Source organism: Flavobacteriales bacterium (assembly GCA_016699575.1).
Lineage (GTDB): Bacteria > Bacteroidota > Bacteroidia > Flavobacteriales_F > PHOS-HE28 > PHOS-HE28.
Genome location: CP064979.1, coordinates 2,833,427 through 2,849,061 on the forward strand (window position 1 = coordinate 2,833,427; position 15,635 = coordinate 2,849,061).

A 15,635-nucleotide genomic window follows, 5' to 3' on the forward strand; every position below is an offset into this window, starting at 1 on the left:
CATGGAAAGCAGCAGCAACGACATCGTCGCCGGCCTCGACATCGGCACCACCAAGATCGCCTGCATCGTGGGGCGCAAGAACGAGCAAGGCAAGATCGAGATCCTCGGCAAGGGCCAGAGCCGGAGCGATGGTGTGACACGTGGTGTGGTGGCCAACATCCAGAAGACCGTGGAGAGCATCGTGCAGGCCGTGCGCGCCGCCGAGGACAGTTACGGCATCAACATCAAGACGGTGCATGTGGGCATTGCGGGCCAGCACATCCGCTCCTTGCAGCACCGCGGCATTCTCACGCGCGCCACGCTCGACGATGAGATCCAGCAGAAGGACATTGACCGCCTCATCGACGATATGCACAAGTTGGTGATGCCACCGGGCGAGGAGATCATCCATGTGCTGCCGCAGGAATACATCGTGGACAATGAGCAGGGCATCAAGGATCCGATCGGTATGAGCGGCATCCGCATGGAAGCCAACTTCCACATCATCACCGGGCAGATCACGGCCGCGCGCAACATCAACAAGTGCGTGCACCGCGCTGGCTTGGAAGTGACCGGTCTAGTGCTGGAGCCCCTGGCCAGCGCCGATGCGGTGCTGAGCGCCGAGGAGAAGGAGGCGGGCGTTGTGCTGGTGGACATCGGTGGTGGCACCACCGACATCGCCATCTTCTACGACGGCATCATCCGCCACACCGCCGTTATTCCCTTCGGTGGCAATGTGGTCACGGACGACATCCGCCAAGGCTGCAGCATCATGCGCGACCAAGCCGAGCAGCTGAAGACCAAGTTCGGCAGTGCGCTGGCCGCCGAGAACCGCGACAACGAAGTGGTGTGCATCCCGGGCCTGCGCGGCCGCGAGCCCAAGGAGATCAGCTTGCGCATGCTCGCCGAAGTGGTGCAGAGCCGCATGGAGGAGATCCTGCAGCAAGTGCACTACGAGATCAAGAACAGTGGGCTCGAGAACCAGTTGGTGGCGGGCATCGTCCTCACCGGCGGTGGTGCGCAGCTCAAGCACCTGAAGCAGCTCACCGAGTACGTTACCGGGCTGCCTGCGCGCATCGGTTATCCCAACGAGCACCTGGCCAAGAGCGCTGTGGAGGATGTGACCAGTCCGCTGTATGCCACCGGCGTGGGGCTGGTGATGAAGGGCTTCGAACACTTGGAACGCCGCAAGCCCGAGGAGAAAGCCGCACAGGCACCCGTGAAGGTGAAGGACCACAGCAGTCGCACCGCGGGCAACTTCTTCACCCGCGTGCTCGAAGGCGCCAAAGGCATCCTCGACGACGATCACGAGTGAACACTGCACCGTTGACACTTCCACCGCACACCGCCACGATCAACCAAGCCAACACCGGACTTTCGTAAGGCGCCCGGAGCGCCCTCAACACCCTCAGCCATGAAATTCGAACTCCCGAAGGAACTGTCGTCGATCATCAAAGTGATCGGCGTGGGCGGCGGCGGTAGCAACGCCGTCAATCACATGTTCGCCCAAGGCATCAAGGGCGTTGACTTCATCGTTTGCAACACCGACAAACAGGCACTGGACATCAGCCCTGTGCCCGTGAAGCTGCAACTGGGCATCGCGCTCACCGAAGGTCTCGGTGCGGGTTCCATCCCCGAGCGCGGCACGCTTTCGGCGCAGGAGAACGTGGAGGAGATCCGCCAACTGCTCGGCAACCGCACCAAGATGGTGTTCATCACCGCAGGCATGGGCGGCGGCACGGGCACGGGCGCAGGTCCGGTGATCGCACGCATCGCCCGCGAGATGGGCATCCTCACCGTCGGCATCGTCACCATGCCGTTCAGTTGGGAAGGCCGCAAGCGCAAGCAGCAGGCCACCGCCGGGATCGAGGAACTCCGCCAGGCCGTGGACACGCTTCTCGTGATCAACAACGAGAAACTGCGCGAGCTCTTCGGCAACCTCAACGTGAGCGAGGCCTTCACGCACGCGGACAACGTGCTCACCACCGCAGCACGCGGCATCGCGGAGATCATAACCGTCACCGGCAAGGTCAACACCGACTTCGAGGATGTGAAGACCGTGATGAGCAACAGCGGAGTCGCCATCATGGGCAGCGCCGAGTGCAGTGGTGAGGACCGCGCCTTGCGCGCTGCGCAGGACGCCCTTGCATCGCCCTTGCTCAACGACAACGACATCAGCGGCGCCAAGTACGTGCTGCTCAACATCACCTACGGCGACAAGGAGGTGCTGATGGACGAGATCACGGGCATCACCGACCATATCCAGGATGCGGCCGGCAGCACCGCCGATGTGATCTGGGGCTACTGCCAAGACACGGCGCTGGGCGACAAAGTGCGTGTGACGGTGATCGCCACCGGCTTCCGAGTGCAACCCGATGCCGCCACCTTGGAACCCGCCAAGCCCGAGCGCAAGGTGGTGCCCTTGACCGCTGACGTGCCCACCATGATCACGCAGCCCATCGTGAACCCGGTGGCGGTGAACCTGCCCAAGGCCGAAGCACCTGCCGCCAAGGCTGAGCCCGCTTCGAACGAGCCCTACCTCAAGACCGTAGAACCGACGCGTCCGGTTGAAGCGGTGCGCCCGGTTGAACCTGCTCGCTCGGTTGAGCCCGTGCGTGCCAGCGTGCCCGAGCCCGCAATGCCGCCGAAAGTCGAGGCACCGCTCACCCAAAGCAGCATCGAATTCGAGGTGACCAACACCGTGTCACGCACGCCTGTGGTGCCCAGCACGCCGCCACCTGCACCGGTTACCGTGGTGCCCATGACACCAGCTCCGCCGCCAGCCACGGAGAAGATCGTGCACACCCTCGACCCCGAGCCGCGTCCTGCCGCGGTGGCACCGACCACGCCCGAGCAGCGCACCGATCGTTTCGCACCCGCCGAGCACCAGATGCGCGTGGAGGACCGCATTGCCAAGATGCGCGAGCTGACGCTGAAGCTGCGCAGCCCGAACGGCTTGGCCGATCTGGAGCGTGAACCCGCCTACAAGCGCAAGAACCTCACGCTCACCGACGGTCCGCGCAGCACCGACAGCAACGTGAGCCGCTACACGCTGAGCCAGGAGACCGATGAGAACGGCGAGCAGCGCACGGAGATCAAGCGCAACAACCCTTTCCTGCACGACAACGTGGACTGAAGACATGGGTCAATGTGACCATGTGTCCATGTGCTCATTGGGCGGACGCGAATGGTCACATGGACCCATGGACACATGAGCACATGAACATGAGCCTGGAGGAACGGATCAATGCCGACATCAAATCGGCGATGCTGGCCAAGGAAAAGGACAAGCTCAACGCGTTGCGCGCCATCAAGAGCGCCATCCTGTTGGAGCTGACCAAGGAGGGCGGTGCGAACGGTGTGAGCGAAGAGGCCGGATTGAAGATCCTCGGCAAACTGCACAAGCAGCGCGCGGAAGCAAGTGCGATCTTCAAACAGCAAGGGCGTGAAGACCTGGCCGCTGAGGAAGATGTTCAAGCGAAGGTCATCGAGGCGTACCTGCCAGCCCGCATGAGCGAGGCCGAGGTGCGCGCTGAAGTCACGAAGCTCATCAGCGAACTGGGAGTAAGCGGCATGGCCGCCATGGGCCGCGTGATGGGCGAAGCGAACAAACGATTGGCGGGCAAGGCCGATGGCAGTGCCATAGCGGCCATTGTCAAACAGGTGCTCTCGGACGCCTGAGGACGTTGGGCCCCGACTTCGGTCGGGGGTTGGGTGCGGACGGCGGCGCGAGCCGCCGTTCGCGTCGGGTGCAGTATCAGTCGGCCGGTTATCGGCTGCCCAAGTGCATCAGTTCGCTGACGTGTCGAAATCTGATATGCCGCTGCAACGACCATGTTTTATTGGAGAGAAGTGCTGGCTACATTCGACCTACCAACACCATGCTCCCATGAAACCGTTCACAACCCTTTTTGCCTCGCTAGTGGTAGTTGCCTGCTCGGCTCAGGACACCATTCCAGACTTCTACGGTGAACCGTTGAACGAGAACGTCGGCTACTGGAAGAACGATGGGCAAGTGATCGGAACGAACGGCGATCCGGTTGCGGACGTGGTGTATTACAGCGAAGGAGGGTTCCCACGATTGTTCATGCAGCGGAAGTCTACCATGACCTTTGCGATCGCCAAGACCGATACCACAACGAGCACGGTGGATACGCTCTATCGGATCGATATGCGGCCGATCGGCGAACGATTCCAGCAAGTGGATCCCTTGGTGTACGCGATCAAGTCCTACCATCAGAACTTCTATCTGGCACACTGCGGCAGTACCGGTGTAGAGAACGTGAAGGGCTATTATTACGTTGTTTACAAGGACATCTACCCTGGTATCGATCTCCGCATATACAGTGGCAGTATGGGCCATAAGATGGCCTTCATCTGCCACCCGCACAGCGACCCCTCGGAACTGCTCCTTGAGTTCGAGGGACAGGATAGTTTGGGGGTGGACGTGGACGGAGCGCTCAGGATGTACTTCCACCAGAACAAGTTCGTCCGGTTGGACGAAGCCGTTGCATATCAAGTGGACACGAACGAGAACGTGGTGCCGTTGAACTGGACCGCACAGTACATCAATATGGGCGGCACCGCTACGGTGGACTTCGCATTTGATACCTACGACCCCGATCTGCCATTGGTGCTGCAGATCGGACCGCCGGCATGGATGGGTGGCGGACCATACGACGTGGACGGCCTTTGTTGGAGCACATACGTGGGCGGCGACGCCGATGAGGAGATCTTTGAAAGCACCCAAGATGCTGACGACCGGTATTACGTGACCGGCAACACCAACTCATCGTTCCTCACTTTCCCCAACTTCCCGGGGACGGAATACTCCACCACCGGTAAGGTGGCCTTCCTCATCCAGTTCGATGATGTTGACATGATCGATTGGAAGGACTTTTTCGGCGGCGATGTGTTGGCCGATGAGACTTACGGAACGGGTGTGGCGGACCGCGGGACGGGTGAGATTTACCTGGCTGGGCACACGACATCGACCACTATCCAGCATCTCGATGATGGTACGGCTTATTACGATGGTACCGCAAGTAGTTCAACCCCCAAAGGTTTTCTTGGCCGCTTCAACAAGATTGACGGTGAACGGGCGTGGTCCACGTACTTCGGCGATGAGAACTTAGTGATCACCGGCATGGTAGGCACCGACAATGTGGCCAGCCCTCGGCTCTATGTCACCGGGTATTGCCAAGATGGATTGCCAGCGTTGGATGTGACTCCTCCAGCGGGCAGCACGTTCTGGAACTACGATGCCGGCAACGACGGTTTCATCTGCGCCTTCAACGGCAACGACGAACACTATTGGCGCACTTACCTGCCGGGCAGCGGCGATGATCGCGGGGTGCAACTGGCGCGCGAGAAGTACAAGATGTACGTCCTGGGCAGTACTACCAGCAATGATATGAACATCAGTTCCCTAGGTGGCAGCGCATACGAGGAAGGCCACTTCGGCGGGGTGGATTGTTTTCTGTACGAGTTCAACATCTATGGTGCCTGGCAGTGGGGCACGTACATCGGTACAACCGGTAGCGACCGGCCGGGCACGAACGCCATTTCCATCGACCCGGTAACCGACGATGTGGTCATTGCCGGGAACACCGATGGCACCTTCACCGTGGTGAACGGCCCGGGGTGGTACCAGGATGCTGTACCCCCAAGCGGATGCACATCAGGGTTCCTGGCCCGGTTCAACCACCCCGACCGCGCGCTCGCCTGGCATACGTACCTGCACGGCAATGACCCCTTCAGCTACGTGTACGTGAACACCGTGTGCTTCGATGCGATCGGGAATTTGAACATCGGGGCTACCCCACGCTGGGGCGATGGGTTCCCGATCGTGCCGCTCACGGGCATGTACCAACAACCCGTGATGAACCAGAACTACTCCGGTGGTGCTTATGAAATGTGCGACATGTACGTAATGAGCCTCACGCCGGACCACTACCTCAGCTACGCCATGTACGTGGGCGGGCGCGCCAGCGACTCGCAGCACGAAATGATGTACACGATGCTCTCGCGCGATCTGACCGGAGACCTCTACACTGCAGGCTTCACCACCCACGATCTCTTCGACTTCCTCTTTCCGCTGGACAACGGTAGTGGCCTCTGCTACTTCGAGGCACTGACACAGGGTAGTGTCTTCGAGACTTTCATCACCCGGTTCTGCGCCAGTCCGCTTACTGGGTTGCAGGAACCCACAACATCGTTGGAGGCACCCGGGGTTTGGTTCGATGGCCAAGGCCAGTTGATCATTGGGCTTGAACTTGAAGAGCGTACACTGTTCATCGTTCACGACGCCATAGGTCGGGTTGTTCGGAGCGGAACATTGAGAACAATGGACAGTGATCATCACGCGATCCCGTTCGCGGATGCCGCTGCTGGTTCGTATGTCTTGCGCTTGGAGAATGGTATTGCGGTGAAGTTCGTAAAGGGCTTCTGATCGCTGAGAACCAAAGGATGCTTACGCTACGGACTTTTGGCTTTGCGATGCCCCTGGCTACGGCCCTGGTCGCGCTGGGTCCGGCGCTGTCGGCGCAGAACGCGTGGAGCCCCATGCAGCCGCCGTTCAACTACGTGGGCTATATGTACAACATCAACGCCGATACGATCGGGGATGCGTTGTACTTCCATGCGGTTGTATCAGTGGTCGGCAACACCTTCCCAGACCATGCTGTGGCTGTATACAAGAACGGTCAATGGGATACGCTAGGCCTCTTCGCCAACCAAACAACTGACGTGATCCGCTGGCACGATACCCTCCTGATAGCCGGCGGTGGGGCGTCGGTCAATGGGATACCGATCAGTGGTGTTGCTGCCTACGTGAACGGGACTTGGTCCGGCTATGGATTGTTCCAAGGTTACAATTGGCAGGCCGCAGATCCCTACCGTTTTCGCATCATCGAAGGGGATTTGTATGCCATTGGTGGTTTTACCTATGCCGATGGCCACCTGTGCAATGGCATCGCCAAGCGAGAAGGAAATGAGTGGGTGAACGTGGGCTTCATGGACGTAGGCGATCCGCCCAACATGCAGGACCTGGTCGAATACAACGGCGAGTTGATCGTGTGCGGTGTGTTCAACATTATCGGAGAGGGCACTTCGATCGCGCGATTTGATGGAAGTGAATGGCACACGCTAGGTCCTGGTATCATTGGCAGCTTCGGTGGCGCTGGTCGTTCCATGGCAGTGTACCAGGGCGAGCTGTACCTCAGCGGGGCCATCGATGGCGCTGTGAACCCCGGCCATGGGATCATGCGGTGGGATGGCACGCAGTTCCTGCCGGTGGGCACTGGTTTCCAGGATATCGACGGGCTGCAGAACTACCTGATCGGTGCCTTGGACATGAAGGTGCGCGATGGTTTGCTGTGGGCGAGTGGCACCTTCAGCTACGCGGGCAACCAGGCCACGCCGGGCATAGCCATTTGGGATGGCACCAGTTGGTGCGCCCTGCCCCCCGGACCCACCCCGGAGGTGAATGCGTTCGAGTTCTTCCACGATACGCTCTTCATGGGCAACCACGATGTCTTGTACGGCCAGCAGGACGTGCCGGCAGTGCGCTTCAATGGCAACCTGGCCGAGGCGGCCACATGCGCTTGGAGCGTGGGGGTGCAGGAGGAGGCTGTACAACTCGACCAGTCTCTTGGCGCTCGGTTCGGGGGCGACGGCCGTTTGTACTTGTCTGGACTGCCTGACGGAGCTGTTACGGTCCGGGTCATGAATATGCTCGGCCAATTGGTTCATTCAGCAGGGATTAATACGGGGCCCGATCAGCAGATCGTACTTGAAGTGCCAACCTCCCCAGGCCAAGTGTTACTGGTAGCAGTAGATGGGCATGGGGCAGTGCGCACAGTGCGCCTGGAGTGACCTCAGGTAGTTTTGCATCGTGCCCACCATCCTCACCCAACTCCGCCACTACAGCGATCAGCTCGTGGAACTGCCCGAGCAGGAGTGGGAGAGTTTCGCGGGTGCCATGCGACCCGCCACGTTCGGCAAGGGCGAGCACCTGTTGCGCATTGGCGATGTGTGCGATCATGTGACGTTCCTCGGCACAGGCTTGGTGCGCGCCTACCGCATCCATGAAGGCGAAGACCTGACCGAGCAGTTTTTCTTCGAAGGCAACTACGCCACGGAGTACGAGAGCTTCCTCACGCGCGCGCCAAGCACGGTGGGCATCGTGGCAATGGAGCCGGTGGAGTGCGTGCGGGTGACGCATGCGGCGTTGCAGCAGGTGTATGCTATGGGCACCAACGCCGAGCGCATGGGCCGGCTCATTGCCGAGTCCATCTTCATCGGAAGTGCCCGCCGCAACCGCAGCCTGCTCTTCGAGACGCCGGAGCAGCGCTACCTCAACCTCATGAAGGAACGGCCCAAGGTCATGGCCCGCGTGCCGCAGAAGTACATCGCCAGCTACTTGGGGTTGCAGCCCGAAAGCCTGAGCCGGATACGGGCAAGGTTGGCCAAGAGGTAGTGCATCCACCCCGGCTGCCGTTCATCACGGGCTGCGCTTTCTTAACTCAAGTCATCGTTGCCCATGAAGGCCGCAGGGAACATTTGTCCCGCCAACCCACAGCCATGATCTCGCGCCTGTTCCTTCCACTGTTCCTGCTGCTGTCCACCGTCTCATCGGCGCAAACCGCCACGCAGTCCATCCGCGGCCGTGTGCTGGATGCTGAAAGCGGCAGTCCGGTCGAGTTCGCCAGCGTAATGGTGAAGGACGCCGCGCCCGTCATCCAGGCCGAAAGCGATGCGGAAGGCCGCTTCACGCTGCGGAACGTGCCCGTGGGGCGCCAGGTGCTGGTGGTGGCCGCGATGGGGTACAAGCCAATCAGCACCACACCGCTCATGGTGGTGAGCGCCAAAGAGCTGGTGCTGGACCTGGAAATGGAACCCGATGTAAAAGTGCTGAGCGAAGCCAAAGTGACGGGCGGCAACGCGGCCAAGGACCAGTTGAACAACGAGATGGCCACCCTGAGCGCGCGCACCTTCGATGCGGCCATGGCCGAGCGCTTCGCCGGAAGTCGTGCCGACCCCGCGCGCATGGCCACCAACTTCGCGGGTGTCAGCGGTGCGAACGACGGCCGCAACGACATCATCATCCGCGGCAACTCGCCGAGCGGTCTGCTCTGGAGACTTGAAGGCGTCGACATCCCCAGCCCGAACCACTTCAACAGCTTCGGCAGCACGGGCGGACCGGTGGGCATGCTCAACAACAACACGCTCGCCAAGAGCGATTTCATGACGAGCGCGTTCCCAGCCACTTACGGCAACGCCATCAGCGGCGCGTTCGACCTCAGCATGCGCAACGGCAACGACCAGGAGCACGAGTTCCTGGCACAGATCGGCTTCAACGGCTTCGAACTCGGCGCGGAAGGCCCCATCGACAGCGCCAGCCACAGCAGCTATTTGCTCAACTACCGCTACAGCACGTTGCAAGCGTTCCAAGCGGTGGGGCTGGAGTTCGGCACGGGCAGCGCCGTGCCCAAGTACCAGGACATCAGCTTCAAGGTGAACGTGCCCATGAAGAACGGCAACCGGATGACCGTGTTCGGTCTGGGCGGCCTCAGCAGCGTGGACCTGCTCGGCAGTGACACCGACTTCACCGAGCGCAACGAGAACGACCTCTTCGGCAGCGATACGCAGGACATCGTGAACAACAACGCCACAGGCATCGTGGGTGCCTCATGGACGAAATGGTACACGCCGAGCACCAGCACCAAGCTGGTGGTGGCGGCCACCTACCAGAGCGAGCGCACCGATGTGGATTCGCTCACCTGGAGCGATGGCGAACCGGCCACCATCACCTTGCTCGACAGCGATCCCGTTTGGAAGAGCAACAACGAACAGCGCACCTACCTGGCACACCTGTCCATGCGCAGCAAAGTGAACGCGCGCAACAGCATCACGGCGGGCTTGGTGGCCAACTACTACGACGTGTCCTTCCAGCAGGAGCTCTTCCGGTTGGACACCGCGCGGAACGGCGCATGGGACGTGATGCAGACCGGGAAGGGGACCCACTTGCTTGCACAGGCCTATGCCAACTGGAAGCACCACTTCACCGAACGCTTGGTGATGAACCTCGGGCTCCACGGCCAGTACCACGACCTTTCCGGGGCCACCGCTTTCGAGCCGCGTTTGGGACTATCGTACAAGGCCGGGGAACGCTCCACCATCTCAGCGGCTTACGGCCTCCACTCGCAATTGCAGCCTTTGCCGGTGTACTTCAACACCCGGCCTGACGGTTCGCGCACCAGCAACGAGGACCTGGGCTTCACGCGCAGCCACCACGGCGTGCTCGCGTACGATCGGACCATCGGTGATGCTTGGCGGGTGAAGGTGGAGACGTACTACCAGTCGCTCTTCAACGTAGCGGTGGAGCGAGACAGCAGTGCGTTCACCATGCTCAACACCGGCGCTGACTTCGGTTCACCCACCGAGGATGATCTTGTGAATGATGGTACCGGCCGCAACTACGGTGCGGAAGTCACGGTGGAGCGCACGTTCAGCAAGGGGCTCTATGGCTTGGTGACCGCAAGTGTGTTCCGGAGCCAGGCCAAGGCCAGTGACGGCATTTGGCGCAGCACCACGTTCGATGCGGGCTACGTCTTCAATGCGCTTGCCGGCAAGGAGTGGCGCGTCGGCAAACGCGGCAATACCATCTCGCTTGACCTGAAGGCGACCTACGCTGGTGGCCGCCGCTACACGCCCATCGACATCGAGGCTTCCGAGCTCGCCTTCCGCGAAGTGCGCGACGAAAGCCGGACGAACGAGCTGCAGTACGACGCCTACTTCCGCGCCGACGTGAAGCTCTTCTACCGCATGCAGCGCAAACGCGTCACCCACGAGATGGGCATCGACCTGCAGAACGTGAGCGGCCAGCGCAACATCTACGCGCGCTACTTCGACGATCGCACCCAGAAGGTGGTTACGGAGTACCAGCTCGGTTTCTTCCCGATCCCGATGTACAGGTTGTTGTTCTGAGCCTACTCCACCACCAGCTTGAAGCCCACGCCGTGCACGTTGTTGATGGCCACGCGCGGGTCTTCGCGCAGGTACTTGCGCAGGCGGCTGATGAACACATCGAGGCTACGGCCCAGGAAGTAGGTGTCGTCGCCCCACACCATGTTGAGGACCAGCTCGCGCGGCAGCACCTGGTCCTGGTGCATGCACAACAGCCGTAGCACTTCCGCCTCGCGCTTGGTGAGCTTGCGTTCGCCGGTGGGATGGGTTAGGGTGAGATTGCGGAAGTCGAACGCGTAGGCACCGATGATGAACTGGTCGCGCTCGCGTTTACTGGTGCCACGGCCTTGTGTGCGGCGCAGGATGGCTTCAATGCGCAAGGCAAGCTCTTCGTGGCTGAACGGCTTGGTCACGTAATCGTCGCCACCGGCCTTGAAGCCCGCGATACGGTCGTCCGTCTGGCTCTTGGCCGTCAGGAACACGATGGGGATCTGCTCATCGGTGGTGCGGATGTCCTCGGCCAAGCTGAAGCCGTCCTTCTGCGGCAGCATCACATCGAGGATGCACAGGTCGTAGGCGTGCTCGTTGAAGTACTTGAGCCCTTCCTTGCCGTCGCGGCACAGGTGCACGGTGTAGCCCTTGCGCTTCAGGGTGTCGTGGATGACGAAACCCAGGTTGGGGTCGTCTTCCACCAGCAGGATGTTCGCTTTGATGTTGCTCATGTGCGTGGGAGTTCGATGGTGAATGTGCTGCCCATGCTCGGGGCGCTGTCCACCTTGATGGTGCCGCCGTGGGCACGTACGATCTGGTTGGAATAGTGCAGGCCCAGTCCGAAGCCTTTCACGTTGTGGCGGTTACCGGTGGGCACGCGGTAGAACCGGTCGAAGATGTGCTTCATGTGCTCGCGCCGCATGCCGATGCCGTTGTCCTTCACTGAGATGCGCAATGCCACCCGATCGTTCGACGTGGCCACCTTCACCAGTGGTTGCTCGCCGCCGTATTTGATGGCGTTGTCGATGAGGTTGAAGAGAACGTTGTGCAGGTGCACCGGGTCACCGTCAACAACAGGGGCGGTTGCTGTCAGGTCGAGGTCGAGCTGGCCGTTGCGTTCGCGGAGCTGCAGTGTGAAGCCCTCGGCCACATGGCGGATGACCTTGTGCATGTCAACGCCCTCTTTCCGGAGTTGCAGTTCGCCGCGCTCGAGCGTGCTCAACTGCAGCACGCGCTCCACCTGGGTGCGCAAGCGTTCGTTCTCGGTGCGGATGATGCGGGCGTATTCGCGCAGCCGGTCGGGTTCGTTCACGATGCCGGGATCGCCGAGCACTTCGCTGCTGAGGGCGATGGTACTGATGGGCGTCTTCAGCTCATGGGTCATGTTGCCGATGAAGTCGTTCTTCATCTCGCCGAGCTTCTTCTGTCGCAGGATCGTCCAAACGCTGTAGGCCAGGAACGAGAAGACGATGAGCGTTACGATGGTGGGGAAGATCCACGTGTAGGCGCTGGCGTGGTCCGCCGGAGGTGGGGGCAAGGCGCGCCGCGGGAAGAGCACGCCGAAGTAGTGGCCGTCCTTGTCGAGCTTCTGCAGTTCGGTGTGTGCCACGGTGTCGGTGAGGATGCTGTCGTGCAGGCTCACGTAGTTGCCGTAGACGATCTGGTCCGTGAAGCAGTCGTAGATGCCGTACTCGAAGTCCTCCACGATGTTGCGCCGTTTGAACTCCTGCTTCAGCAGCTCTTCCAGCAGGTACGGATGGATGGTGTCGTTCATGGTAACGGCGAAGTAGTTCGGCCGTTCCTGCTTCACTGCGTCGAAGAGGTTGCTCGGGTCCTTGTTGATCGAAAGGATGCGCTTGGTAACATCCGTGAGCGCGATGGTGACGCGGTCGTTGAACTGCTTGGCTTCGGCCACCCGCTGTTCCTGCTGCAGTTGCACCTGTTCGGCTTTCACGCTCAGCAACTGGTCCAACCATACCACTTGCGTGAGCACGATGCCGATCACGCTCAGCACCGCGAGGATGACAATGGTTCCGATGGACTTCCTGCGCATGGGACGGTGCCGCAAAGTACCCTCGGCGTGTTGGAGGTTGACCGCCTTAACGATCCGCTAACGACCGCGACAGGTCAGAAATCGCCGCCTTCGCCGCCACTGCTGCCCGGCTCGGCGCGTTGTTGTTTGCTGCGGCGGAAGACGCTCACATCCTGCTGCCCGAACCGCCAGGTGATCCCGAAGCGGAGGAAGCGCTGCTCGCGGCGGCGCCAGCTTTCCTGCGTCAGGTCGGGGGTCTCGTAACGGGTGCCCCAACGCCGAGTGAAGAACACATCGTTCAGCGCCAACGACAAGCTCCACTTCTTGCCGAAGTCCTTGCTCACCGATGCATCCACGCCCCACTGCGACAATTGCACGCCTTGGGCGATGGGCCGTTCGCCTTCGTACTCGCCGTTGATCTGCACGGCCCATTGCGAGGGCAAGCGTTGGTTGAGCCCGGCTTTGCCGTTGAAGGTCCAGCCGCTGTTGTAGAAACTGCCGTCCTTCAGGCCCACCTCGATCCATTGCGCGGTTCCGCTCAGCGTGAGCTGCATGCCCTTCATCGGCTCGTACTTCAGCGTGTTCTCCCAGCCGTAGCTCCAACTGTCGTCGCCGTTCTGGAAGGAGCTGATGAGGATGCTGCTGTCGCTCGGCGAAGTGTACACGTAGCTGGTGATGATGTTGCTGGTGTGCTTGGTGAACACGCTGGTGAGCCAGCTGTTGCGCTCGCCGAAAGGGAGCAAGTGGTTCAACTCGCCGATCTCCACCAGTTCCGGGCCCAGGGCCGGATTACCGATCCGGTAACTACGGCTGTCGCCGAACATGATGAAGGGCATCACCTGCCAGTGATTGGGCCGGTTGATCTTCCGGCTGAGGTTGATCTGGAACTCGCGGCCGTTGTCCCACTTGCGGCTGGCGTAGATGGCCGGGAAGAGCGCGTTGAGGATATTATCGGTGCCGTCGGGGTAGCGGATGGAAACGGACGGACTGCCATTGCGCGTGGCTTCGAACCAGGTTTGCTCCACGCGCAGTCCGGTCTGCAACGTCCAGTGCGCGCTCAGCCTTCGTTGGTAGTTGAAGTAGATGGCATTGATGATATCCGTGACACGTTGCGTGCTGCTCAGCAGCGTGTCGGGTATCTCAGCCCCGGTCGAATTGTCGCGGAAGAGCACGTCCAGGTAGTTGTCTTCCTGCTTCATGCTGCTCTTCAAACCGTACTCGATGCGCACACTGTCGTTGATGGGGTTCTGTGCATCGAACTGCCAGCGCCATTCCTGCCCGTCCGTTCCCCCCAGGTTGTGTTGGAGCACGGGATTTCCGTTGATGAGGTTCCCGCTTGCGTCGAAGCTCGACCGGTCGAAGTAGCTGTCGCTGGCACGGTCGCTCAGGTTCCAGTTCAGGTCGGTGGTCCACTCTTTCCCCGGCTTCGGGCTCTTGCGGCGGAAGGCCACGTTGGCGCTCACGTTGTACCCGCCGTTCTCCTGATCGTTCACCTGGGCCCCGCTGCTGGTGGTGGCGCCCAGACCGTCGGTATTGATGAAGGCCTGTTCATCGATGGTGTTGAACCCGCGCTGGTGGAAGCCGCCGCCCACGGTGAGCGTGTTGCGGTTGGTGAGCGCTTGGTCGATGCTCAGTCGGCCGCCCAGCATCTTCCGCAGGCTCTCGCTCTCGCCGGTCTGTTCAAAACCGGCAACGGGTTCGCCGTTCACGCGGTCTTCGCGGCTGCTCTCCTGGCCCGTTCGGTTGTTGTTCAGGTTCCCGTTGAACGAAGCGTTGATCGTGGTGCCACCATCCTTCACTTGGATGTTGCCGCCACCACCGACGCGGCCGTTGGAGCCTACGTTGGCCTGCAGCTGGCCGCTGTAGCCGGGCTTGGTGCTTTTCTTCATCACCACATTGATGATGCCGCCCGTGGTGTTCGCATCGAAGGCCACGCCCGGGTTCGTGATCACTTCCACCCGGTCGATGTCCTCTGCCGGTATCTGCTCCAACTGCAACAGCGATGGCCGCCCGTCCACGAGGACCTGCGGCGACCCGCTCCGCATCGTCACATTGCCGTCCACATCCACGCCGAGACCGGGGATGTTCTTCATCACATCGGTGGCGTTGCCTCCGCGGGCGGCGATGTCCTTTTCAACGTTGTAGATGCGCCGATCGACCTGAAGCTGCATGCGGGCTTTCTCGCCGACCACCCTGGCCTCGTCCAGCACTTTGGCGTCGGGCTCGATCCGCAGGTTGCCCATGTCGTGCTCGGGCCGCTCGCGCGTCAGGGCCACTTCCTTTTCCATGGTGGTGTAGCCGATGTAGGTCACGATCACCTTGTACCGTCCGGGCCGCAGACCTTCGATCGCAAAATCACCGTTCGCACGGGCCATATCACCCCCCACGATACTGTCCTTGGGCATTGCTCGCAGCGCTACTGTCGCGAATTCGGCACCACCGCTCGTGGCTCCGTCGATGATGCGCCCGATGATCTTGCCGTTGGCGGGGGCATTCGCAGGCCGTTGGGCATTTGCGGGCGCCCCGATAGCCAGCAGTGCAGGAAGGAAGGCCGCTAACAGGAAAGGGCGGGAGAGGCGCGAAAGGAGCATCGGGCGCGAAGCTACCGGGATGTGTGCCGGGCAGCGGTCTTCTGACCGGGCTTTCGGGTGATCGGGCCAGTGGT

General features: G+C 61.1%; 10 protein-coding genes. 7 read left to right on the top strand and 3 right to left on the bottom strand.

What is annotated here, in order from left to right; translation table 11 throughout:
* Position 1: 1 nt before the first annotated feature.
* The 7 genes from ftsA (at position 2) to IPJ76_11830 (ending at position 10,968) form a co-directional block, all read left to right on the top strand.
* On the top strand, positions 2 to 1,294 hold the full coding sequence (ftsA, locus tag IPJ76_11800; protein ID QQR85296.1) for a cell division protein FtsA: 1,293 nt from the start codon (positions 2 to 4) through the stop codon (positions 1,292 to 1,294).
* 99 nt (positions 1,295 to 1,393) lie between these two features.
* The gene (ftsZ, locus tag IPJ76_11805; protein QQR85297.1) at positions 1,394 to 3,115 is read left to right on the top strand and encodes a cell division protein FtsZ; all 1,722 of its coding nucleotides are present in this window, start codon (positions 1,394 to 1,396) and stop codon (positions 3,113 to 3,115) included.
* Between the two features lie 89 nt (positions 3,116 to 3,204).
* Positions 3,205 to 3,660: a GatB/YqeY domain-containing protein gene (locus IPJ76_11810; protein ID QQR88451.1), complete on the top strand. Its 456-nt coding sequence runs from the start codon at positions 3,205 to 3,207 to the stop codon at positions 3,658 to 3,660.
* Between the two features lie 208 nt (positions 3,661 to 3,868).
* Positions 3,869 to 6,430, top strand: coding sequence for a hypothetical protein (locus tag IPJ76_11815; protein QQR85298.1), 2,562 nt, complete (start codon positions 3,869 to 3,871; stop codon positions 6,428 to 6,430).
* Positions 6,431 to 6,477: 47 nt separating this feature from the next.
* Positions 6,478 to 7,854 (top strand): hypothetical protein, encoded by a 1,377-nt coding sequence (locus tag IPJ76_11820; GenBank protein QQR85299.1) that lies wholly within the window; start codon positions 6,478 to 6,480, stop codon positions 7,852 to 7,854.
* Between the two features lie 19 nt (positions 7,855 to 7,873).
* A complete protein-coding gene (locus tag IPJ76_11825; protein QQR85300.1) occupies positions 7,874 to 8,458 on the top strand; it encodes a Crp/Fnr family transcriptional regulator in 585 nt (194 codons plus the stop codon).
* 104 nt (positions 8,459 to 8,562) lie between these two features.
* Positions 8,563 to 10,968, top strand: a complete 2,406-nt coding sequence (locus IPJ76_11830) for a TonB-dependent receptor (GenBank protein ID QQR85301.1) — start codon at positions 8,563 to 8,565, stop codon at positions 10,966 to 10,968.
* Between the two features lie 2 nt (positions 10,969 to 10,970).
* On the opposite strand, the gene IPJ76_11835 is transcribed toward IPJ76_11830, so the two are convergent.
* The 3 genes from IPJ76_11835 to IPJ76_11845 form a co-directional block, all read right to left on the bottom strand.
* Complete coding sequence (locus tag IPJ76_11835) at positions 10,971 to 11,669, bottom strand: response regulator transcription factor (protein QQR85302.1); 699 nt, start codon at positions 11,667 to 11,669, stop codon at positions 10,971 to 10,973.
* Positions 11,666 to 12,991, bottom strand: a complete 1,326-nt coding sequence (locus IPJ76_11840) for a HAMP domain-containing histidine kinase (protein ID QQR85303.1) — start codon at positions 12,989 to 12,991, stop codon at positions 11,666 to 11,668. Before IPJ76_11840 ends, IPJ76_11835 begins: the two co-directional genes overlap by 4 nt.
* 74 nt (positions 12,992 to 13,065) lie before the next feature.
* On the bottom strand, positions 13,066 to 15,561 hold the full coding sequence (locus IPJ76_11845) for an outer membrane beta-barrel protein (GenBank protein ID QQR85304.1): 2,496 nt from the start codon (positions 15,559 to 15,561) through the stop codon (positions 13,066 to 13,068).
* Positions 15,562 to 15,635 lie beyond the last annotated feature (74 nt).

Bases quoted from the DNA above. Each gene is read 5' to 3' on its own strand.
- ftsA (QQR85296.1), top strand. From the start codon at position 2: ATGGAAAGCAGCAGCAACGACATCGTCGCCGGCCTCGACATCGGCACC.
- ftsZ (QQR85297.1), top strand. From the start codon at position 1,394: ATGAAATTCGAACTCCCGAAGGAACTGTCGTCGATCATCAAAGTGATC.
- IPJ76_11810 (QQR88451.1), top strand. From the start codon at position 3,205: ATGAGCCTGGAGGAACGGATCAATGCCGACATCAAATCGGCGATGCTG.
- IPJ76_11815 (QQR85298.1), top strand. From the start codon at position 3,869: ATGAAACCGTTCACAACCCTTTTTGCCTCGCTAGTGGTAGTTGCCTGC.
- IPJ76_11820 (QQR85299.1), top strand. From the start codon at position 6,478: ATGCCCCTGGCTACGGCCCTGGTCGCGCTGGGTCCGGCGCTGTCGGCG.
- IPJ76_11830 (QQR85301.1), top strand. From the start codon at position 8,563: ATGATCTCGCGCCTGTTCCTTCCACTGTTCCTGCTGCTGTCCACCGTC.
- IPJ76_11835 (QQR85302.1), bottom strand. From the start codon at position 11,669: ATGAGCAACATCAAAGCGAACATCCTGCTGGTGGAAGACGACCCCAAC.
- IPJ76_11840 (QQR85303.1), bottom strand. From the start codon at position 12,991: ATGCGCAGGAAGTCCATCGGAACCATTGTCATCCTCGCGGTGCTGAGC.
- IPJ76_11845 (QQR85304.1), bottom strand. From the start codon at position 15,561: ATGCTCCTTTCGCGCCTCTCCCGCCCTTTCCTGTTAGCGGCCTTCCTT.